The organism is Flavobacterium suaedae, assembly GCF_014642915.1.
Lineage (GTDB): Bacteria > Bacteroidota > Bacteroidia > Flavobacteriales > Flavobacteriaceae > Flavobacterium > Flavobacterium suaedae.
Genome location: NZ_BMJE01000001.1, coordinates 579297 through 602413, shown reverse-complemented (window position 1 = coordinate 602413; position 23117 = coordinate 579297). Strand labels below are relative to the sequence as shown.

The 23117-nt window shown below is 35.6% G+C and carries 18 protein-coding genes; 8 read left to right on the top strand and 10 right to left on the bottom strand.

Features of this window, described 5'->3' with window-relative positions; all coding sequences use genetic code 11:
* Nucleotides 1-15: 15 nt before the first annotated feature.
* From recN to IEW45_RS02765, 7 genes are all read left to right on the top strand, one after another.
* Entirely contained in the window at nucleotides 16-1668 is a 1653-nt protein-coding gene (recN, locus tag IEW45_RS02795; RefSeq protein WP_188619699.1) for a DNA repair protein RecN, read from the top strand.
* A gap of 52 nt (nucleotides 1669-1720) precedes the next feature.
* Complete coding sequence (locus IEW45_RS02790; RefSeq protein ID WP_188619698.1) at nucleotides 1721-2536, top strand: enoyl-ACP reductase FabI; 816 nt, start codon at nucleotides 1721-1723, stop codon at nucleotides 2534-2536.
* Between the two features lie 371 nt (nucleotides 2537-2907).
* The gene (locus IEW45_RS02785; protein WP_188619697.1) at nucleotides 2908-8478 is read left to right on the top strand and encodes a GEVED domain-containing protein; all 5571 of its coding nucleotides are present in this window, start codon (nucleotides 2908-2910) and stop codon (nucleotides 8476-8478) included.
* 138 nt (nucleotides 8479-8616) lie between these two features.
* On the top strand, nucleotides 8617-9618 hold the full coding sequence (locus tag IEW45_RS02780) for a glycosyltransferase family 2 protein (RefSeq protein ID WP_188619696.1): 1002 nt from the start codon (nucleotides 8617-8619) through the stop codon (nucleotides 9616-9618).
* Nucleotides 9615-10202 (top strand): dephospho-CoA kinase, encoded by a 588-nt coding sequence (gene coaE / locus IEW45_RS02775; protein WP_188619695.1) that lies wholly within the window; start codon nucleotides 9615-9617, stop codon nucleotides 10200-10202. Before IEW45_RS02780 ends, coaE begins: the two co-directional genes overlap by 4 nt.
* Before the next feature lie 72 nt (nucleotides 10203-10274).
* The gene (locus IEW45_RS02770) at nucleotides 10275-11825 is read left to right on the top strand and encodes a sensor histidine kinase (protein ID WP_188619694.1); all 1551 of its coding nucleotides are present in this window, start codon (nucleotides 10275-10277) and stop codon (nucleotides 11823-11825) included.
* Between the two features lie 4 nt (nucleotides 11826-11829).
* Nucleotides 11830-12558, top strand: coding sequence for a response regulator transcription factor (locus tag IEW45_RS02765; RefSeq protein WP_188619693.1), 729 nt, complete (start codon nucleotides 11830-11832; stop codon nucleotides 12556-12558).
* Between the two features lie 83 nt (nucleotides 12559-12641).
* Here the strand turns inward: IEW45_RS02765 and IEW45_RS02760 are convergent, their stop codons facing one another.
* From IEW45_RS02760 to IEW45_RS02715, 10 genes are all read right to left on the bottom strand, one after another.
* Nucleotides 12642-13382 carry an acyl-[acyl-carrier-protein] thioesterase gene (locus IEW45_RS02760; RefSeq protein ID WP_188619692.1) on the bottom strand — a complete coding sequence of 247 codons (741 nt, stop codon included), beginning with the start codon at nucleotides 13380-13382 and terminating at the stop codon, nucleotides 12642-12644.
* Nucleotides 13382-14299, bottom strand: a complete 918-nt coding sequence (gene miaA, locus IEW45_RS02755) for a tRNA (adenosine(37)-N6)-dimethylallyltransferase MiaA (RefSeq protein ID WP_188619691.1) — start codon at nucleotides 14297-14299, stop codon at nucleotides 13382-13384. The genes IEW45_RS02760 and miaA overlap by 1 nt, the downstream gene beginning before the upstream one ends.
* Before the next feature lie 8 nt (nucleotides 14300-14307).
* Entirely contained in the window at nucleotides 14308-15111 is an 804-nt protein-coding gene (locus tag IEW45_RS02750; protein WP_188619690.1) for an ion transporter, read from the bottom strand.
* Between the two features lie 110 nt (nucleotides 15112-15221).
* Entirely contained in the window at nucleotides 15222-16568 is a 1347-nt protein-coding gene (locus IEW45_RS02745; protein WP_188619689.1) for an exonuclease domain-containing protein, read from the bottom strand.
* A gap of 139 nt (nucleotides 16569-16707) precedes the next feature.
* Nucleotides 16708-17382, bottom strand: a complete 675-nt coding sequence (locus IEW45_RS02740; protein ID WP_188619688.1) for a YggS family pyridoxal phosphate-dependent enzyme — start codon at nucleotides 17380-17382, stop codon at nucleotides 16708-16710.
* Nucleotides 17372-17869 (bottom strand): hypothetical protein, encoded by a 498-nt coding sequence (locus tag IEW45_RS02735; protein WP_188619687.1) that lies wholly within the window; start codon nucleotides 17867-17869, stop codon nucleotides 17372-17374. The genes IEW45_RS02740 and IEW45_RS02735 overlap by 11 nt, the downstream gene beginning before the upstream one ends.
* A complete protein-coding gene (locus IEW45_RS02730; RefSeq protein WP_188619686.1) occupies nucleotides 17870-19084 on the bottom strand; it encodes a DUF1015 domain-containing protein in 1215 nt (404 codons plus the stop codon).
* A gap of 67 nt (nucleotides 19085-19151) precedes the next feature.
* The gene (locus IEW45_RS02725) at nucleotides 19152-20048 is read right to left on the bottom strand and encodes a 3-hydroxyacyl-CoA dehydrogenase family protein (protein ID WP_188619685.1); all 897 of its coding nucleotides are present in this window, start codon (nucleotides 20046-20048) and stop codon (nucleotides 19152-19154) included.
* A gap of 28 nt (nucleotides 20049-20076) precedes the next feature.
* Nucleotides 20077-21264 (bottom strand): carboxypeptidase-like regulatory domain-containing protein, encoded by a 1188-nt coding sequence (locus tag IEW45_RS02720; RefSeq protein ID WP_188619684.1) that lies wholly within the window; start codon nucleotides 21262-21264, stop codon nucleotides 20077-20079.
* A gap of 72 nt (nucleotides 21265-21336) precedes the next feature.
* On the bottom strand, nucleotides 21337-22299 hold the full coding sequence (locus tag IEW45_RS02715) for a Gfo/Idh/MocA family protein (protein ID WP_188619683.1): 963 nt from the start codon (nucleotides 22297-22299) through the stop codon (nucleotides 21337-21339).
* Between the two features lie 167 nt (nucleotides 22300-22466).
* Here IEW45_RS02715 and IEW45_RS02710 point away from each other — a divergent pair, with 167 nt between their 5' ends.
* The gene (locus IEW45_RS02710) at nucleotides 22467-23108 is read left to right on the top strand and encodes a protein-L-isoaspartate(D-aspartate) O-methyltransferase (protein ID WP_188619682.1); all 642 of its coding nucleotides are present in this window, start codon (nucleotides 22467-22469) and stop codon (nucleotides 23106-23108) included.
* The last annotated feature ends 9 nt before the right edge of the window (nucleotides 23109-23117 follow it).

Sequence of the window (23117 nt, the reverse complement as noted above, 5' to 3'; positions counted from 1 at the left end):
GGCACAAAATACTATATGCTGCAAACACTTCAAATTAAAAACTTTGCTCTTATAGAGCAACTTAATATTGACTTTTCCGAAGGTTTTTCTATAATAACAGGAGAAACAGGAGCCGGTAAATCTATATTACTGGGTGCACTTGGTTTAGTATTGGGGAACAGGGCAGACCTTACCTCTCTAAAAAACAAGGAAAAGAAATGTGTAATAGAGGCTTATTTTAAAATTAAAAATTACAGCCTTAGTGATTTCTTTACTCAAAATGATTTGGATTATGATGATGTAACCATCATTAGGAGAGAAATTTTACCTTCAGGGAAATCCAGGGCATTTGTAAATGACAGCCCTGTAAACCTTCAAAAACTACAACAGTTAGGTAATTACCTTATTGATATTCATTCGCAACACCAAACTCGCGAGCTTTCAGATGAAAGTTATCAAAAACAATTGCTTGATGCAATAGCTGATAATGCAAATGTTTTGAAAGATTATAAAAGTCAGCTTAAAGCATATAAACAGTTAGAAGCAACACTTGCTAAAGCACAAGAAGATAAAAGCAATCTGGTTAAAGAGCAGGATTATAATGCTTTTTTACTGGAAGAACTGGAAACAGCTAAGTTAAAAGCAGGTGAACAGGAGGAGATGGAGGCTGAACTTGAAAAGTTGAGTAATGTTGAGTTTATAAAAGAATCGGTAGCTAAAGTATTAGCCATAGCCAGTGAAGAGCAGATAGGTGTAGTGCAAAACCTGAAAGAGGTAAAAAATGTACTGCAAAAAATAAGTAGTTTTTCGGAAGAGTATAATCAGTTACATGAAAGAGTTTCCAGTGTTTTAATAGAGTTTGATGATATAACTAATGAACTTTCGCAAAGTTCTGATTCATTAATTGATGACCCTGAACAACTGGAACAGGTAAACCAAAAGCTACAGCTTATTTATACTTTGCAAAAAAAGCATCAGGTAACAACGGTAGAAGAGTTAATGACTATTCAGGAAGTACTTAAAGAAAAAGTAAGTTATTCGGAAGATTTAGATACTTTAATAGAAGAACTTACTATAAAAATAGAAGGGGCACGTGAGCAACTTAATGAAACAGCCGAAACAATTTCTGAGAAGAGAAGAGAAGCGGTACCGGTATTAACAGAGAAAATTACTGAATTATTAGCATTGCAAGGTATGCCAAATGCACGCCTAAAATTTGAAGTAACAATTTCTGATAGTTATTATGCTGATGGGAAAGATAATGTTGTCTTATTATTCTCAGCAAATAAAGGTACTGATTTCGGTACGTTTAAAAAGGTAGCTTCCGGTGGAGAGATGTCTCGTGTAATGCTTTCGGTAAAAGCGGTACTGGCAGAGTATTCTAACCTGCCTACTATTATATTCGATGAAATAGATACTGGAGTGTCAGGGGAAATATCAAACAAAATGGGTGATATTATGAAGGCTATGAGTAAAAATATGCAGGTTTTTGCTATAACGCACTTACCGCAAATTGCAGGAAAAGGCGATACTCATTATAAAGTATTTAAAACAACAGAAGGTGATAATACTGTTTCCGAACTTAAATTATTATCTCAGGATGAGAGGGTAAATGAAATAGCAGAGATGCTTTCCGGAAAAGATATTTCGGAAACTGCTTTAACCCATGCAAGGGAATTGCTTAAGTAAAAAAAAAATATAATATTTGTTTATCAATAAACAAAGCAAACACACGATCGATATGTATAATTTACTAAAAGGTAAAAGAGGTATTATAACAGGTGCTCTTGACCAAAACTCTATAGCTTGGAAAGTTGCTGAAAAAGCACATGAACAAGGAGCTAAATTTGTACTTACTAATGCACCAATTGCTATGCGAATGGGGCAAATAAATGAGTTAGCAGAAAAAACAGGTTCAGAAATTATACCTGCCGATGCTACAAATGTAGATGACATTGCTAACCTTTATGAAAAGGCACAAGAAGTTTTAGGAGGTAAAATAGATTTTGTATTACACTCTATAGGTATGAGTGTAAACATTCGTAAAAAAATATCGTATACAGAGTCTAACTACGACTACTTTATGAAAGGTATAGATGTTTCTGCTATGTCTTTACATAAAATGCTTAGTGTAGCCAAAAAAATGGATGTAATAAATGAAGGGGGTAGTGTAGTAGCATTAACATATATGGCTGCACAGCGTACTTATCCTTTCTATACTGATATGGCAGACATTAAAGCAATGCTTGAGTCTATAGCACGTAGTTTTGGTTACCACTATGGAGTAGAGAAAAAAGTACGTATTAATACAGTATCACAGTCACCAACCAAAACAACAGCAGGTACAGGTATTAAAGGTTTTGATGCTTTTTATGATTATGCCGATTCTATTGCACCACTTGGTAATGCAGATGCAGAGTCTTGTGCGGATTACTGTATTACATTATTCTCAGACCTTACAAGAATGGTTACAATGCAGAACCTTTTCCATGACGGAGGGTACTCTTCGACAGGAGTTAGTGCAGAAGTAATGGAAAAATTTTCGACAGAAGAATAAAATTTATATATAAAATAGCATAAAAAAAGGAGTCTTTACGGCTCCTTTTTTTATGCTATTTTTTTACTGTATTATTTATATAATTAATATTATCATATACTTGTTTTTTTGTTTATCGCTGTTAATAAATGGTTTTATAAGATTTTTTGTAACTAAAAATTAAATTTAAAATCATTCTAAATGTTAAAAAAAAGAATTTTTTATAAAATACATTGATTTTTTTAACTTTTTAATGACATAAAGCCATTATTTGTGAAAATAATTGATTTTAATTTAAAAATTTATTTATAAAAAATATAAAAAGTATTATTTAGTGTTATTTAAATGTAAAATTTGTAATTTTATTAACAATAATTTATAACTATTATAATATGAAAAACACTACTATTAACAGTGTTTCCGGTTATGGGAAAAACCGGAGACAGTGGCATGTTTGCTTTTGGCTATTAACAGCCTTACTGTCGGTCACGACAGGATTCTCACAAACAGGAACCATAGGGATTGGTTCCGGAACATCTACAAATGGATTAATACCAATTAATTCATGTTATAACTACAATTATACTCAGCAAATTGTTAAAGCTTCTGAGTATGCAACCGGAGGAGGACTACCGGGAGAAATTACCAAAGTAAGGTATTATTATTCATCAGGCGGTACAACCTTAGGAAACTGGAATCAATGGACAGTTTACTTAGGTCACACTACTAAAACTGAGTTTACTTCTACTTCTGACTGGGAACCTGTTGCTAACTTAACGCAAGTTTATTCAGGAGCAATTACTCCTGTTGGCGGAAACTGGTTTGAAATTACTTTTTCAACACCATTTAATTACGATGGTACCAGTAACCTTATTATAGCAGTAGATGAAAACGTTTCAGGTTATTCTTGTACAGCTAACTTTGGTTCGTATTCATCAACCTCAAACACCGGTCTGTATTATTATAGTGATGGTACAAACCCTGACCCTGCTTCACCGCCATCAGGAACACGTACTTCTACGTTAGCAAGATTACAATTTGTAGGACCTGTAGCTTCATGCTTGCCTCCAACAGCGCTATCAGTAGCAGGATTTGGAACGGACTCAGCAGATGTGTCTTGGACTGCTGCAACAAATGCTTCAGCAGGATATGAGTATTATTACAGTACATCAGCAGCTGCTCCTGATGCATCTCAAACTGCTTCAGGAAGTGTTACAGCAGGTACAACTACTGCAAATATAACATCACTTACTCCTAATACTATGTATTATGTATGGGTAAGAAGCCTATGCGGCGGTTCAGATGTTAGTGCATGGTCTAGTTCAGTATCATTTACTACATTATGTACAGCTACTGATGTACCTTATTATCAAGATGCAGAAACAGCTACTACACCCGGAATGCCGGAGTGTATTACACGACAAAATGTAGGTTCAGGCAACAACTGGTCTACAACTAATAATCCTGGTTATGGTTTTGACGGAATTGTTTTCAGATATCAGTATAACAGTTCTAACCCTGCTAACGCTTGGTTCTTTACACAAGGCTTAAACTTAACAGGAGGAGTATCGTACAGGTTGGCATATCGTTACGGTAATGACAGTACATTCTATACAGAGAGTCTTCAGGTAGCCTATGGTACCAGTGGTACTGCTGCTGCAATGACTACTACTTTGGCAGATTATCCTGAAATTTCTATGTCAGGTTCAGAAGAAGTATTTGTAGATTTTACACCTACAACATCCGGTGTTTATTACATAGGTTTCAATGCATACTCAATTGCAAACCAAAACAGATTATTTGTAGACGATATATCAGTAATAGAAACTCCATCATGTGAGCCTGTAGGAAGTGTTTCTGCGGAAACAGCTTCTTTTGAATCAGGTCTTGTTACATGGTCGGCATCTGCCAGCGAACCTGCTGACGGATATAACTATTATGTGAGTACTTCAGATGAAATGCCTACAGAAACAACAGTTGCAACAGGAAGTGTAGCAGCAGGGGTAACAGAGGCTACAGTATCGGCACTTACACCAAATACTACATATTATACTTGGGTACAGGCCGTATGTTCAGACTCAGATTCAAGCCCATGGGAAGGACCTGCATCATTCTATACAGGATATTGTACTCCGGCACCAAGTAGTATGGATGGTGATGGTATTGTAGGATTCCTTATGGGAACTATAAATAATGAAACAGGAGGTGAACCATCTTACTATGGAGATTACTCAGCTATGTCAACAGATTTCCCTGTGGCAGCAACTGTAGATTTCGCTATTACCTATAATACAGGTTACACATATGGTACTAAAGTATGGGTAGACTGGAATAATGATACTGATTTTGACGATGAAGGAGAACTTGTTTATGAAGGATTATCAGAAAGTGATGAGCCAACTACACTGGAAGGTTCATTCTCAATACCTGCTGACGCAGTAGTTGTAGGTTCTCACCGAGTGAGAGTAGGTGGTACAGATAATAACTCAGGACCTTCAGGACCATGTTATACAGGTTCTTGGGGTAGTTTTGAGGACTATACATTAAACGTATTTATGCCGGATCCTCCTGCAATTACAGAGTTCACACCGGCTGCATATTGTGCAGTATCAGGGGATATAACTATAACAGGTACAAATTTAGGTTTTGCTACAGCTCTTGAAATAGGAGGTACAGCAATAGATATTACATCTAACACAGATACAGAAATAGTAGCAACAGTTCCTGCCGGAGTATCAGGTACTGTATCAGTAACAACAGTAGCAGGAACAGCTACTACAACAGATGAGTTTAGTGTAACTGAACCGGCTAACTTAACGTTAAGCGGAACAGAAACTACTATATGTTCTGGAGACGATTCTGAATTGGTAACAATAACAGAAGGTCTTGCTGATTTTGATACATACGTTTGGTCTCCTGCTGATGGAGTTAGTGGAGACTCTGTAAATGGTTATGTGTTTACACCAGCAGAAACAACTACGTTTACATTAACGGCTTCACAATCTGCAGGTAACTGTGAAATATCAACAGATTATACTGTTACTGTAAACCCTGTGCCAAACCCTGTAACAGTAGTACCTTCTTCTGTAGTAGCTTGTCAGGGTTCTCCTGTAATGCTTATGGCTGAAGGAGGCGAAAGTATAGTTCCTGCTGAATACTGTATACCAACTGTAAGCAGCACAGGCTCTACAGGAGACTTTATCGGAAGCTTCTCTTTTGCAGACCTTGCTAACAATGGTTCAGATGATGCAGCTTCAGATTATACATACTATGATGCTATGACTGCAAACGTAATTGCAGGTCAAACATATGATATTTCAGTTGATGCAGGTGGTACTTGGGGACAGCGTTTCCGTGTATGGATTGACTTTAACATGGATGGTGAGTTTACGGCAGATGAAAGTATTTTTGATACTGCTACAGCAACAACAGATGAAGTAACAGGAACAGCTAGTATACCGGCAACTGCATTTAACGGATTTACAAGAATGCGTGTAGGTTGTAGATATGGTTCTACAGGAATTAATGCTGATGAGGCTTGTGGTCACACAGGTTTTGGTGAGTGGGAAGATTATAATGTTATGGTTACAGGTGGAGCAAGTGCAGTTGAATTTGTATGGTCTCCTATGGAAGGTCTTTACTCTGATCCTGCTGCAACAGTACCATATACAGGAGATCCTGCACAAATGGTATATGCTAAGCCAATGGCTGATGCGACTTATACAGCTACTGTAACAACAGATTTAGGTTGCCCTGCTTCTGACAGTGTAGATATAGAGGTTATTATAACACCTGCACCTACAGGGCAAACTGATTATGTATTTACTACAGCAGCAACAGTTGCAGATTTAGAAGCAACAGGTGAGAATATACAATGGTACAGTGTTGCCGAAGGTGGTACAGCTTTAGCTGAATCAGCAGGTTTAACATCAGGAATGTATTATGCTACACAAACAGTGAATGGTTGCGAAAGCCAGGAAAGACTTGCAGTAACAGTAAGCGTTCCTGAAATGGATTGGATTAATTTACAGTGGCCACCACAGTTAACTGTAGTACAAGGAGAAACAGGAATGGTATATGCGCAAGGTTACAAAGAAGGAGTTACTCCGGGAGCAGGACCTGGTCTAGGGGTTACGGCTTGGATAGGTGTTAGTGAAGCTAATACTGACCCATCTACATGGACTACATGGATTCCTATGACGTTTAACACTCAGGTAGGTAATAACGATGAGTTTGTAGCTGCAATAGGAGATGATTTAGAGCCTGGTACATATTACTACGCATCAAGATTTAAATATCTTGAAGGACCATACAGATATGGTGGTTACAGTGCAGAAGGTGGTTCTTTCTGGGATGGTGATATGTATGTAAGCGGAGTACTTACAGTTAATTGTGGTACTGAAGCTCCTGTAGCTGATGCAGCACAATCTTTCTGTTACAGTGCTACAGTTGCAGACTTAATGGCTGAAGGAGATATGGTAATGTGGTATGCTACTGCACAAGGAGGAAACCCACTTGCAGCAGATGCTGCTCTTGCAAACGGAGGCACTTATTATGCTTCTCAAACTGTAGGATGTGAAAGTGAAATGAGGACAGCTGTTGCTGTAACTATAAACAGTACTGCTGCTCCAACAGGAAATACTACTCAGGTATTTGAAGCAGGTGCTACAGTTGCCGACCTAATGGCAAACGGAAATATGATTATGTGGTATGATGCTGAGGTTGATGGTAACATGGTATCTGCGTATACTGCTCTTGAAGATGGTATGACGTACTATGCTTCTCAAACAATGAATGGCTGTGAAAGCCAAAACAGACTGGCGGTTACTGTAACAGTTAACGAACCGACTATGGATTATGTTAGCCTGCAATACCCTGGTACACTATCTATACTTCAAGGTCAATCAGGAATGGTTTACATTCAGGGTTATGAAGAAGGAGTTACTCCCGGCACAGGACCTGGTGTAGGCGTTTCTGCTTGGGTAGGTATTAGTACAGAAGATACTGATCCTTCAACTTGGACAGAGTGGGTTCCTGCAACATTTAACCTACAGTCAGGAAATAACGATGAGTTTGTAGCTGCAATAGGTTCAGACCTTGAAATAGGTACTTACTACTATGCTGCAAGATTCCAGCTTGAAGATGGTCCTTATACTTACGGTGGTTATAATGCAAACGGTGGAAACATTTGGGATGGTGTTACGTATATGAGCGGAGTACTTGAAGTACTATGTCCTGCATCTACACCAACTGCATCTGCAAATCAAATATTCTGTCAGAGTGCTACAGTTGCAGATTTATCTGCTTCCGGAGAAATGATTCAATGGTATATGGCTGCCGAAGGTGGAGAACCACTTGCTATGGATGCAACAGTTATGGATGGTATGACATATTATGCTTCTCAAACTATGGGAGGTTGTGAAAGTATTAACCGTGCAGCTGTAACAGCTCAGGTTGTTGTAGTTGAAGACGCTACAGGTGCAGCTGAGCAACAAATTGAAGTTACTGATGCTGACTTTGCTACTGTTGCAGATATTGAGGTAACAGGTACTAACGTAGTATGGTATGCTAGTATGGAAGATGCAATGGCCGGTGTTAACCCACTTGCTGCTGACGCTATGATTGAGGCAGGTGCTAATTATTATGCTGTTGCAACAATGAACGGATGTTCAAGTATGTCACCGCTTGCAGTTACAATTACTGCTGTACTTGCAGGAGACAGATTTGATGTAACTTCATTCAGCTATTATCCTAACCCGGTTAAGGATGTACTTGTAATGAACTACTCATCTGAAATTACTTCTGTAGCAATATTTAATATGCTTGGTCAGGAAGTAATGAATGTTAAGCCAAATACGCCAGAGGCTAAAATTGATATGAGCATTCTTGCTGACGGTACTTATGTAGTTCAGGTAACTGCAGGTACTGTAAATAAAACAATTAAAGTAGTTAAAAAGCAATAGTTGTAATTATTAAATTTTAATTGTTTGGAACCGGTGGCGTATGCCATCGGTTCTTTTTTATATAAACTTTTATGTAAAGGCTGCCTTGGGTGGCTTTTGTTTTTAATTAAACAGTAACTTTGCTTAAAATTTGTATAAATGCTTTTTTCGCTAATAATACCCGTATATAACAGACCTGATGAAATAGAGGAATTACTGGAGAGCTTAACCAAACAAACTTATACAGATCGTTATGAAGTGGTTATTATAGAAGATGGCTCCTCAATAGCATGTACTGATGTAGTTGATAAGTTTGAAGGTAAGCTGTTTATATCCTACTATTATAAAGAGAATTCAGGTCCCGGAGATTCCCGAAATTATGGCATGAAAAAAGCCAAAGGAGAATATTTTATAATACTGGACTCTGATTGTATTATTCCTGAAAATTATCTTACTAATGTAGCTAAAAGCCTGTCAAAAAACTATGTAGATTGTTTTGGAGGACCTGATGCTGCTTTAGATAGTTTTAGCGATATACAAAAGGCTATAAACTTTACAATGACTTCTTTTTTAACTACAGGAGGTATAAGAGGGAAATCGGAAAAAATAGAAAAGTTTCAACCCAGAAGTTTTAATATGGGGATTTCTAAAAAAGCTTTTGAGGCTTCAGGAGGTTTCGGAAATATACACCCAGGGGAAGACCCGGACCTTTCTATACGTTTATGGCGTTTGGGCTATGCAACAAAACTTTTTCCTGATTGTAAAGTATACCACAAACGGAGAATAGATTGGGAGAAGTTTTATAAACAGGTTAATAAGTTTGGTAAAGCAAGACCAATACTGGATTTATGGCATCCGCAATATAAAAAAGTTACTTTTTTGTTTCCTACACTATTTATACTGGGGTTAGCATTTTCAGTACTCTTATTACTTTTTGGTAATATAGCTGTCCTTTTATATCTGTATTTTCTGTATTTTGTTTTACTATTTATTGCATCGACCATACAAAACAAAAGTTTAAAAATAGGAGGTTACTCCCTTATAGCTGTTTTTATACAGTTTTATGGGTATGGAGTAGGGTACTTAAAATCGTTTATAAATGTGCACTTACTTTCAAAAAAACCGGAAGTAGCTTTCCCTGAATTATTCTTTAAAAAATGAAAACCAAAATTATAGGGCTTACAGGAGGTATAGGCAGTGGTAAAACTACTATTGCTAATTATTTTGCTGATTTAGGAGTGCCTGTTTATATAGCAGATACGGAAGCAAAGAAAATATTATACTTTCCTGAAGTAGTGCAGCAAATTTCAGAGGTTTTTGGAGAAGAAGTACTTACAGATAATATTCCTGACAGAAAAAAATTAGCTTCGGTAGTTTTTAAAAAACCTGAAAAACTGGAGCAACTTAATGCTATTATACACCCAAGGGTAAGGCAGCATTTTACTGACTGGACAGACCAGCACAAAGATGAAAAATTTGTAATAAAAGAAGCAGCAATACTATTTGAGAGTGGCAGCTTTAAAGATTGTGATAAAGTTATACTGGTTACAGCTCCTAAAGAGACAAGAATAAAAAGGGTAATGAAAAGGGATGGTGTAAGCGAAAAAGAGGTGCTTGAGAGGATGAAAAACCAATGGAGCGAAGAAAAAAAGAAAAAATTAAGCGATTTTATTATTGAAAATATTGACTTGGAAGTAGCTAAAAATCAGGTGAATAAAATTTATAAGACAATTCACACACTTTAAAAAATTGATACTCTTGTTAATCTTTGGTTAACGCCTTAAATTAATGTGTGTTAAAATGTTAAATTTGTGCCGATGAATAAGACTCGGTTTCGCTTACTGGTATTTTTTATGAGCCTATCCTTAATAGGTATTATCCTTGTACAATTGTACTGGGTAAATTCTTCTATAGAAAATAGTGAAGACCAGTTTAAGCGCCATATACAGCAGGTGCTGGGTAAAGTTGCAGTTAAGTTACAGCAAAAAGACGAATATAAATTTTTAGAGCTATATAAAGCTTACGAAGACAGTATTGGTCACTCACCAAGCAGAGAAGAAATGCAGGCTGCCTATTGCAATTTAATAGATATTAAAGCAAATAGTAAGACCAAACAAAAGCCGCAATCTTCAAAAAATAAAGAAACAGTAAGTTTTGATACAGTAGATATCAGCAATGGCAATTCCGTTGATCACGACGTAGATGACTTAACTGCCATACATAAAAAAGATACTATTGCCCAAACAAAGTTAGAGGAGGAAGATGGTGATATGCAGGTTTGGCAACGCTATCAATTTAAACTTTATGTAAATGATTACAGAGAGTCTACACCAATTACCGAGCGTGTTTCTATCAATGATTTAAAACGAAAAATAAAGGTGGAGTTGGCGCAAAGTGGTGTTGATACCCCATTTGAGTTTGGAGTATATAAAAACGGAGAGCCTACAGAATTACATTCAGGAAAACTGGAGTGGAAGGAAGGTACTTCATATCAATACCCTTTATATGATGATATAGATGGTAAAACACAGTACAGGCTGGTAATAAGTTTCCCGAAAAAGAAAACATTTATATTTTCTTCTATAGTTGGTATAACATCATTATCACTCATTTTTACACTTATAATTATTATTGCGTACCTTAGTGCCATAAATCAGTTAATAAAACAAAAACAGATATCTGAAATTAAAACTGATTTTATAAATAACATGACGCATGAGTTTAAAACGCCGATAGCTACTATAAACCTTGCGCTTGATGCTATAAAAAATCCGAAAATACTAAATGACCCTGACAGGGTTCAGAATTATTTGCGGATGATAAGAGATGAGAATAAGCGAATGCATTCTCAGGTAGAAAATGTTTTACAGATATCTAAATTTGATAAAAAAGAGCTTGATATAACTAAAGATCAGGCTGATGTTCAGGAGATTATTGAAGAAGCTATAGAGCATGTCCATTTAATTGTTGAAGCCAGAGATGGTAGGTTAACAAGACATTTTAACGCAAAGAGAACCACTGTTTTGTTAAACGATGTTCATTTTACAAATGTTTTAGTTAATATTTTAGACAATGCAATAAAATATTCTGAAGGAGAACCCGTTATAGACATATATACGGAAAATGTAAAGGATTTCATATTAATTAAAATTACAGATAAAGGCTTGGGAATGTCTAAATCTGTACAGAAGAAAATATTTCAGAAATTTTACCGTGAGCATACCGGAGACATACACAATGTAAAGGGACACGGTCTTGGTCTTGCTTATGTAAAACGGGTGATTGACGACCACAATTGTGATATATACGTAGAAAGTGAAAAAGGGAAGGGTAGTACCTTTATAATAAAAATGCCTCTAATAAATTAAAAATATGGAAGAAGTAAACAAAAAGATTCTTTTAGTAGAAGATGATCCAAACTTCGGAGCAGTACTAAAAGACTATCTGTCAATTAACGATTTTGAAGTTACCTTGGCAAAGAACGGTATGGAGGGTTTCGAAAAATTTAAAAAAGATAATTTCGACCTTTGTATCCTTGATGTCATGATGCCATATAAAGATGGTTATACTCTGGCCAGAGAAATCAGAGATAAAAACAAAGAAGTACCTATTATTTTCCTTACGGCAAAATCTATGAAAGAAGATGTGCTTAAAGGGTATAAAGTAGGAGCGGATGATTACCTAAACAAGCCGTTTGATTCTGAAGTTTTATTGATGAAAATTAAAGCCATTATCCAAAGAAAAGCATCAGAGACTAAAACGGATAACTCTAAGTTTGAGTTCCAGATAGGTAAGTTCCACCTAAACTCAAAGTTACGTTTCTTAACTTTTGAGAATGAAGAACCGATAAAACTTTCTCCAAAAGAAAATGAGCTGCTTAAAATGCTTGCGCTTCATGAAAATGACCTTATGCCAAGAGAATTAGCACTTACTAAAATATGGAGAGATGATAACTACTTTACATCAAGAAGTATGGATGTTTACATAGCTAAGCTAAGAAAATACCTGAAACCTGATGAGGATGTAGAAATACTTAACATACACGGCGAAGGTTTCCGTTTAGTAGTTAAAAATAAAGTTTCGGAAGGCGACGACAAGTAGTAGATACCATTACTTATACACACATATAGAAAACTCTTTCATAATCATCCACCGACTTAATGAAAGAGTTTTTTATTTTTTATCTATTTCCAGTTTAGTTCAAGAGCAAAACAGGGCTTTTCTCCTTTTGTAATAGTAAAGTACTCTTGGTTTTCCTTTTTCCCTCTCAGGAAACTTACTTCATCTCCAAGTTTAAGTTCCCTCAAAAAGTTCATATCAAAACTTTTTAGTTGTTGTTTTAATAATGGTTTAAAATCAACAAAATCAAGACACCATTCTAAATACTTCACGTTGTTAGCATGAAAAACTATATCAAGGTCAGATAGTACAACTGTTCTTGTGCCTGTTTTTTCTGCCGGTTTGTCTAATTCTATTTTTTTGAAAGGCTCAGTAGTTGGGTGCTTTTCAGGATATTTTTCAAAATGTTCATGCGGTAAGGCTAAGCTTTCAGCTCTTCTTAGTTTTGTATTTATAACTGCCCAATACGTCATAGCACCTATAATTTTTTTACCATTAAGCCACACTTCTAAAGCCCTTACAGAGCGTGAGCCTTGTAAATCTATAATCCAGGTTTTTATTGTTATCGTGTCACGCCATTTAGGTAATTCATCAATTTCAACTCTCATACGGCTTAATACCCATGCTTGGTCTTTGGTTTGCATATCGGTAAAGCTCATTCCACCTGCTTCGGCATGTGCACCTGCAGTAAGCTGTAATAAGTTACAAAGCTCGGTTTGCTTTAAATAACCGTTAGGATGGCAGTGTAAAAAAGTAATTTCAAAATCCTGAGTATATACAGAAGTAAAATTGTCTGCTATAGGCATTATATAGTATCTTTTATGTAGTTAATAATAGTTGAAGGAGGCGTTTGGTAATCAAACCATTTGGCAGCTTCATTACGCCTAAACCATGTCATTTGTCTTTTAGCAAAACGGCGTGTGTTCTTCTTTATTTCTTCGATAGCTTCTTCTTTTGTAAGCTCCCCATCAAAATAACTGAACAGTTCCCTGTAGCCAACGGTTTGCAGTGCATTTAAGTCTTTATGTTTATATAAGGCTTCTGCTTCTTCAATTAGCCCGTTATTCACCATTATATCTACACGCATATTAATGCGATTATACATTATTTCGCGGTCAGCCTCTAAGCCTATAACTATAGGAGTGAAATTTCTTTCATTCTTTTTTTGGTTGAGGAATGATGAGTATGGCTTACCTGTACCAATACATACTTCTAATGCGCGCATCATTCGCTGAGGGTTATCTTTAGCTACACGTTCATAATGTGTAGGGTCCAACTCTTGTAATTTATTTTGTAGATAAGTAATGCCTTTACTTTCGTATTCAGCTATTAAATCCTCACGTATAGAAAGTTCAATGTCAGGAAATTCATCAAAGCCCTTTAAAACAGCATCAACATACAGTCCTGAACCTCCTGCCATAACAACAAAATCCTGCTCTGTGTATAAGTTATCTAATAAGTCAATAGCCTCTCTTTCAAAATCACCAACACTGTAATCGTCAAATATGCTGATGTTTTGTATAAAATGATGTTTTGCTGCTTCCAGTTCCTCTTTACCGGGTACAGCAGTACCTATAGCCATTTCTTTAAAAAACTGTCTGCTATCAGCAGATATTATACTTGTATTAAAATAATTAGCAATATGTATAGCCATTGCTGTTTTACCAATAGCAGTAGGACCAATAACGGTTATTAAATATTTTTTTCTGTGTGTAGTATTCATTTTGTTAGTTAAAGTTTAGCCCCGCAGTTATAGCAATATTTAGCTCCGTCTTTATGGGCATCAGCATTGCAAACAGGGCAAACCTGTGTGTTTTTATGTACTTTATTTTCTTCCATAAACTGGGCAGTTACCAAACCTGTCGGTACAGCTATAATACCATAACCCATAATCATAATAAGCGATGATATAAACTGCCCAAATGGTGTAATTGGAGTAATATCTCCAAAGCCTACGGTAGTAAGGGTAACAATAGTCCAGTAAATACTTATAGGTATATTATCAAACCCTGCTTCGGGACCTTCTATCATATACATAAACGTTCCCATTATAACACATAGTATTACTACACTAAACATAAATACCGCTATTTTAGCACGACTTTTTTTAATAGCGGTAACAAGCTGGTTTGAAGCCCCTATAAAATGTACGAGCTTTAAAATCCTGAATACACGTAATAATCGTAATGCTCTTATAGATAGTAAAAAACCCAGCCCCGGGAATAGTATACCAATATATTTGGGCAAAAGCGCCAGTAAGTCTATAACACCGTAAAAACTGAAAATATAAGCAGCAGGTTTTTTAACCGATATAATACGGGCTATGTACTCAATAGTAAAAAAAGCAGTTATTACCCATTCTATAATATCCAGCTCATAACCATATACTGCTTTTATTCCTGCCACGCTTTCCAGCATAACGGCAATAACACTTATAAGTATAATTATGAGGAGTACAACATCAAAAAGTTTCCCTTCAGGCGTATCAGCTTCGTAAATTACTTCATGCAGTTTTTCCCTGAAACCTCTTGACATTATAGTTTGTGTTTTATATTTCTTGTAAAAATAAATATTATATCTTGGAGAAAAAAGGGCGTATAAGATATGTACCTTAAGTTAAGGAATGCAAAAAGATTTATTAGGCTTTAAAACCGAATAATTTTTAAGTTTCTTTTTTTACGCAGGTAGCTCTGAATGATATTTTTAATATCCCTGTTATGTGGCATAGGGATAAGAATGTTTTTTAATATTTCAGGCTTATTTATCTGATGGTTAAGATCATAAAAAGCGTAGCCTTTATATACACCTTTTTCTATTAATACAGCACTTCGTTCTTCAATAGAGCGTCCTTTATCAATAATAATCATATTTTGATGATAAAAGCTGTATTGCTTAATAAACCTGTCTACTCTGGTGTTATATTCTTCGGCGGTTATATTAGTAATATCAGTGCCATTAATAATATTATCCAGTTCAATATCTCGGGTAGTTGCTATAAGTTCAGATGACAGGTTGTATTCTTCTATAAACTTATTAATAGCATTACGTGCCTCGTTGGTATTTCTAAATGATGTAACTTCTTTCTTTCTGTAATCTGTTTTGGCAACTGTAAGCACAATATAGCCCTCTTTATTTTTTTTGGAATATAAAGAGTAGGGTGGAGCTACTTTTTGTATTAATCGGTTATGTATAGGTTTGTTAGCCGCTACTTCCTGATTTTCTTTTAATTGTGCTATAAGCTCATTACCTGTTTCCTCATAGTTTATGGTAAAAGCATCTTTTTGCAGTCGCTTTGCTTTACGCGAAGTACCTGTAAAGTGCTGGTGTAGTCTGCGCTTTATATTATTGCTTTTACCTATATATACTAAATTGCCGTTTTCTTTATAAATGTAGTACATACCTGTTACAGGAGGTATATCTTCCAACAGGTTAAATATTTTAGCGGATACTTCTTTTTTCTCTCCCGAACGTACAAGATTTTTTATTATTTCCTTTTCTACATCTTTAGCCAGTAAAAGTTTAAACAGTTTAACCGTTGCCATAGCATCACCACTGGCACGGTGCCTGTCGCTGATAGGTATGCCCAATGAGCGCACCAACTTCCCTAAGCTGTGTGATTTTTGTTCCGGTAAAAGTTTTTGTGATAGCTCAACCGTACAAAGGGATTGCCTTTGGTAGTTATAGCCCAGTCTGTCAAATTCAGCCTGTAGTACCCTATAGTCAAAACCGGCATTATGGGCTACAATAATACAGCCTTCGGTGATTTCAATAATTCTCTTGGCAACGTCATAAAATTTAGGAGCGTTGCGAAGCATTTCATTATTGATTCCCGTAAGTTTTACAACAAATGGTTGTATGGGTTTTTCAGGGTTAATAAGGCTAATGAACTGATCGGTTATTTCATGTCCGTCATATTGGTATATAGCGATTTCCGTTATCCCTTCTTCATTATATTGTCCTCCGGTAGTTTCTATATCGAGTATTGCGTACATAAAATTACCCTTTACTGCAAAAGGGAATGCTTTATTTTGTGCTAAGATTAGTAAAAGTTGCGCGTCTGAAAAATTCAGATAAACTTCAAATATACGAATAAAGCACTAACTTTCATACCTTATAGTATTCCTGAAGCCTTTATTTATTGTATTGACGTGCGCCGAAAATGCTGCTGCCTATGCGTACCATGTTGCTGCCGCAGGTTACAGCAATTTCATAATCGCCACTCATACCCATAGATAAAGTGTCCGGTTCAAAGTTTTTGGTAGTAGGTTTTTCCTTAAGCTTGTCAAAAATATTTTTAAGAGCAGTAAATTCCTGTTTTATTTGTGCGGTATCTTCTGTAAAAGTAGCCATCCCCATTAAGCCTTTAACTTTTACGTTTTCCATTTGTGTGAACACTTCTGAATTTAGTAAATCTGAAAGTTCCTGCTCATCCATACCGAATTTAGTTTCTTCATCAGCAATATGCATTTGTAACAGGCAATCGATAACACGGTCATTCTTTTTAGCCTGTTTGTTGACTTCCTTTAATAGTTTAAGGCTATCTACCCCGTGAATAAGTGAAACAAACGGAGCCATATATTTAACCTTATTGGTTTGTACATGCCCTATCATGTGCCATTGTATATCCTTCGGCATTTGCTCCCATTTATCAGTCATTTCCTGTACCTTATTTTCGCCAAAAATGCGCTGCCCAGCCTCGTATGCTTCCATAAGGTCTGCTACAGGTTTGGTTTTACTAACGGCTACAAGTGTAACATTTTCAGGTAATGATTGTTTTATGTTGTTTAAGCTTTGTTCAATTTTCATATTTAGCAGAATTATATTTTTCAAGTATTTCTTGACTATTATCCTCTATCCATTCTTTAATATTATCGGGTAAAATATCACTACTAGTACTTTCTTGTCCAACACTATACTTATAGTAGTTGCTTTCAATTTCTTTGAACCTTTTGTTATACTTCTTAATCTCTAATTTCGCAAAAAATAATTCCCCTTTGTTAAAATACAATTCCATATTTGATTCCTCTGAATATTTTTCAAAGAGAAAGTTTTGATGGTATGTACCTTTTATAATTCTTTCATTTTTTTCTTTAGATTCAAATATGTAGTATGAACTATAGGATACTCCCGAAACTTCTCTTCCGTCAACAATTTTAGCTAATCCTCCTTTTGTTATAACATCATTTATTTTGATAATACTGTCAATTTCTTTTACAGTAAAATTGTATCCTTCTTGTGCATTACAAAAGGAACAAATAAAAAGGAATAGTATGAGGAAGCTTAGTTTTTTCATTTACAATTCATAAACCACAAGACCACTCCTGAACTTCGGTTCTATATAGGTACTTTTTGGCGGCATAATAAGGTTATTATCTGCCAGGTTTTTTATTTCATCAATAGTAGGAGGGTAAAGCATAAAACCTACTTCAAACTCACTTTCATCAACCATTTTTTTAATATTAGTAATAGGTTGATTTCCCGGAATATACTCAATACGTTCATCATTACGTAAATCAGTAATACCCAGTAACGGATGTAGTACTTTTTCGTATAAAATACGCGCATCCAGTGCCTCGTAAACCGAATTGAATTCTTTTTCTTTTAGCTGCAAAGCATAAAACTCTCCGTTAAAATACATACCAAAGCTAAACTTTTCATTTGGCTTCCAAAGTTCCTGCTTTTTGTTTTCGATTATAAAGTCATTTGAAAGTGCTTCCAGAAACTGTTCGCTACTTAAGCCATTTAGGTCATGAACAATACGGTTGTATTCGTTTATTTTTAAATCGCTTTCCGCAATAAGAAAGCTCATAAAATAGTTCAGATTCTCGTTATCAGAATCTTGATTTTGTTCTAACAACATATTTGCCGATGCTGATCTGTGGTGCCCATCTGCAATATAAATGCTGTCCATGCCTTCAAACTTCTTTTTAATCCATTCAATTTCATCATCATATTTTATGCGCCAAAGCGTATGCATATTACGGTTTACAGATGAAAAATGGTATAACGGGCGGTTTTGCTTTTTTGCTGTTATCCAGTCCTGTAATTCTTTATCTTCAGGGTAGGTAATAAGTACGGGCTCTGTATTAAAGCCGGTATAGTCCAGATATTCTTTAAAATACTCTACCCGGTAGGATAAAGTATCTTCGTGCTTTTTTATCACATTATTTCTGTAATCCTCTAAAGATGTACCTGCTATAATACCGGTATACGTATTGCCTTTGCTTTTAATTTCATAAAGCATGAATATTGGCTCTTCTTCCTTTTTTAGTACTTGCGATTCCTTAAACTCTTCATACTTTAGGTTTACTGCTTTTAATCGGGTAGCAGTAGCTATTTTCTGTACGTTTACATAGGCAGGGTTTAGCACATGTAAAAAAGAGAAAGGGTTATAATCCAGTTGCGATGCCAGTTCGGCTGCACTGTATTCATCGTAAGAACGGGATATTACAAGACTAACTTTATCGCGTGCAGGGCGCACGGCTTTAAAAGGAACTATTTTTGCCAAAGGAGTATATTTTAAAGATAACTTTCCTGTTTCAATAACTTTAAAACAGGAAAGTTGAATATGTTTATTAGTTGCTGAACATTGCAGCTACTTTTTCTGCTTTTTTGCTTTCGGAGTAGTCGTAGAAACCTTCTCCTGATTTAACACCTAGTTTACCGGCTCTTACCATGTTTACTAATAACGGGCATGGTGCATATTTAGGGTTTTTGAAGCCATTATACATTACCTCTAAAATAGAAAGACATACATCAAGACCGATAAAGTCAGCTAGTTGTAATGGTCCCATAGGGTGTGCCATACCTAACTTCATTACGGTATCAATTTCATATACACCCGCTACGCCATTGTAAAGTGTTTCTATAGCTTCGTTAATCATTGGCATTAATATGCGGTTTGCCACGAAACCGGGATAATCGTTTACTTCTACAGGAACTTTACCCAGTTGTTCAGATAAGTCCATTATAGTTTTAGTTACCTCGTCAGAAGTATTATACCCTCTGATGATTTCTACCAGCTTCATAATCGGCACAGGGTTCATAAAGTGCATACCAATTACTTTATCTTGTCTTCCTGAGGCTGTAACAGCCGCTATTTGTGTAATAGATATTGATGATGTATTGGTAGCAAGAATAGTACTGTCATTACAAAAAGCATCAAGGTCTTTAAATATTTTAAGTTTAAGGTCTGTATTTTCGGTAGCAGCTTCTACTACTAATTCAACATTTGCTACACCCTCTTTTGTATCAGTATAAGTAGTAATGTTGCCTAATGTATTTTGCTTATCAGCTTCAGTTATTTTTTCTTTAGCTACCATACGGTCAAGGTTTTTAGCAATGGTTGCTATACCTCTTTCTAACGATTGTTCCGAAATATCAATAAGGTTTACTTTAAAACCGCTTTGTGCAAAAGTGTGGGCAATACCGTTACCCATTGTTCCTGCACCTATTACTGCTACGTTTTTCATATTTGTTTTATTGTTTGTTTGAGTCTGTTTATTTTTTATGCTCTAATTGTTTTATAATCGCTTCCTCATTTGGGGTAAGTACTAAACTATTATTGCCCTGCCAAAATTTACTAGTATAGTTGTTTCCGTTTTCATATAAAGACCGCTTTTTGTACTTCTTTTCGTCACTAAAAGAGGAAACATCTTCCGATACATTTGTAACTATTATATCACTGGTATACTTGTAGGATTTATCGTAGTTACGGTTCCAAATATGTAAAACACCATAAATATAATAGTAAGCAGGCAAATATTGGTTATTTATGTAGTTAAAACCACTCTTTATAACCAAATCTTCTATACCTAACTTGGCGATAAGGATATTAGAGTACCGAATGTTTTCTTTAGATTTTTCGGTCATTTTTGCTTCAATACTCCTTATAAGGCTATTGTTGGGACTGTAAATAATAACACCTTCGTAAAAAAGTTCATTTAAGTCTTCTTTCGGTGCAAAAGTTATAGCCTGTAATGGTTCTCCGTTATCAGTACCGTATGATGCTATCTTGAAATTATACTTAGTATACTCTTTTTTATTAGGAAACACTTCTTTAATTACGCTGAAATTAGCAGGAATTTCTATAGCTTTTCGTACATCAGGACCAACACCTCTTATAAAACCTTCTTCAACTTTATTAAGTTCTGCAAACCTGCTTTGTTTTACAGATAAATCTGTTTTTACTTTGGTTTCCCTTTTATTCTTATAAAAATTATAATCAATCAGCGCATCCGAAAACTTAGTAAAAGTATCGTTGATTCTTATAAACTCTCTGTAATAAGTATTTAGTATTACAGGGGCTTCCAGCCTTTTTACAGAACTTTCAACCAAACTTTCTATTAATTCATTTATAGGAATGTTGTTTAATACAATTTCCTCCAGTTCAAGATTTTTAGGTTCAAGATAATAAATACCATCGGCAGGCAGATTGTTTACTGTTATCTTTAAATCCTTATAACCTAAGTATTTTACAGTAAAACTTTTATTCCCTTCCCGGTAATAAAGTTTAAAAACTCCGTCCTTATTAGAGATAGTATGGAGCTTAAAATCGGCTGTATAAATACTGGCTCTTTCAATAGTTTCATTAGTGGCGATGTCTTTAATAACTCCCTTAATGAAATTTTGGGCAATACCGTTTACTGTAGATAAAATAAAGAGTAGTGTTACTATAAAATTTTTCATTGATGATTTTTTTAAGCAGTGATTAGTTGCTTTGTTTTCATCTTGTAAACGTTATTTTAAGAATAGTTAGTATTAATTAAAACAGTCTATAATCTGGTAGGCTATCCTTAGTGCTTCAGTACCATCTTCAAGTGTTACAATTGGCGTTGTATTGTTAGTAATGGCATCGGCAAAAGTTTCAAGCTCATCCAGTATAGCGTTGTTCAGTTGTACTTCAGGGTTTTCAAAATAAATTTGTTTTCGTACCCCTTCTGCATTTTGCAGTACCATATCAAAATCGCCCGGAGTTTCGGGTGCATCTTTCATTTTTACTACTTCACAGCCTTTATCAAGAAAATCTACAGAGATATAGGCATCTTTCTGGAAAAAGCGTGATTTGCGCATATTTTTTAGCGATATACGACTGGATGTAAGGTTTGCCACACATCCATTTTCAAATTCAAGGCGTGCATTGGCAATATCAGGCGTTTCACTGATTACTGATACTCCGCTGGCATTAATGTTTTTCACTTTGCTCTTTACCACACTTAGTATAACATCAATATCGTGAATCATTAAGTCTAAAACTACAGGAACATCTGTACCGCGCGGGTTAAACTCCGCTAAACGGTGCGTTTCTATAAACATTGGGTTGTTTATAGCATCTTTAGTAGCCATAAATGCAGGGTTAAAACGCTCTACGTGCCCTACTTGTCCTTTTACATTGTATTCTTTAGCCAAAGCAATAATTTCTTCTGCTTCTGCTACGGTATTGGCTATAGGCTTTTCAAGGAAAACGTGCTTTCCTTTTTTTATACTTTGTTTGGCGCAATCGTGGTGAGAAAGGGTAGGTGTTACAATATCAACAACATCAACAACATCAATAAGGGCAGCAATAGAGTCAAACTTTTTATAACCAAACTCCTTGGCTACTTTGTCAGCATTTTTTTTATCAGGATCATAAAAACCTACAAGTTCATATTTTTCCGACTCATTAAGCAGACGAAGATGTATTTTACCAAGATGCCCCGCACCCAATACTCCGATTTTTAACATGTGAAATATATTTTTAACAAAAATAAGATTATTTGGGGCGAAAAAGCAAAAAAACGGCTAAAATTGCCTGAGCTGCTTGTGATATCAATAAACCTGACCAAGACTGGTTTTAAAAGCTATATTTTAAAATTAGTTTTCTATTTTTACTGCAAAATTAAATCCTAAAATTGAAAGATACAGCAAAACACCAAGGACTTCGTAACCAGTTGGTAAATGTTTTGGAGCAAAAAGGTATTAAAGACAAAAATGTTCTTGAAGCCATACGCAATATACCCAGACACTTGTTTTTAGATTCCAGTTTTGAAGATTACGCCTATCAGGATAAAGCCTTTCCTATAGGGGCAGGGCAAACTATATCGCAACCTTATACGGTGGCTTTTCAGTCGCAGTTGCTAGAGGTAGAAAAAGACCATAAAATACTGGAAATAGGTACTGGTTCGGGCTACCAAACTACTGTTCTTTTTAAAATGGGGGCAAAGGTATATAGTGTAGAAAGGCAACATGAGCTTTTTAAAACTACATCGCATTTATTACGAAAATTAGGAATACGTCCTAAACACCTTTCCTTTGGGGATGGTTATAAAGGCTTACCCAACTATGCCCCTTTTGACAGTATTATTGTTACGGCAGGTGCACCATTTATACCAAAACCGCTAATGGCGCAGTTAAAAGTAGGGGGAAGGTTGGTAATACCGGTGGGAGAAGAAAAACAAATAATGACATTACTTATAAGAAAAACTGAGACGCGTTTTGAAAAACATGAGTTTGGCGATTTCAGGTTTGTGCCATTATTAGAAGATAAAAACTAATTAACTAAT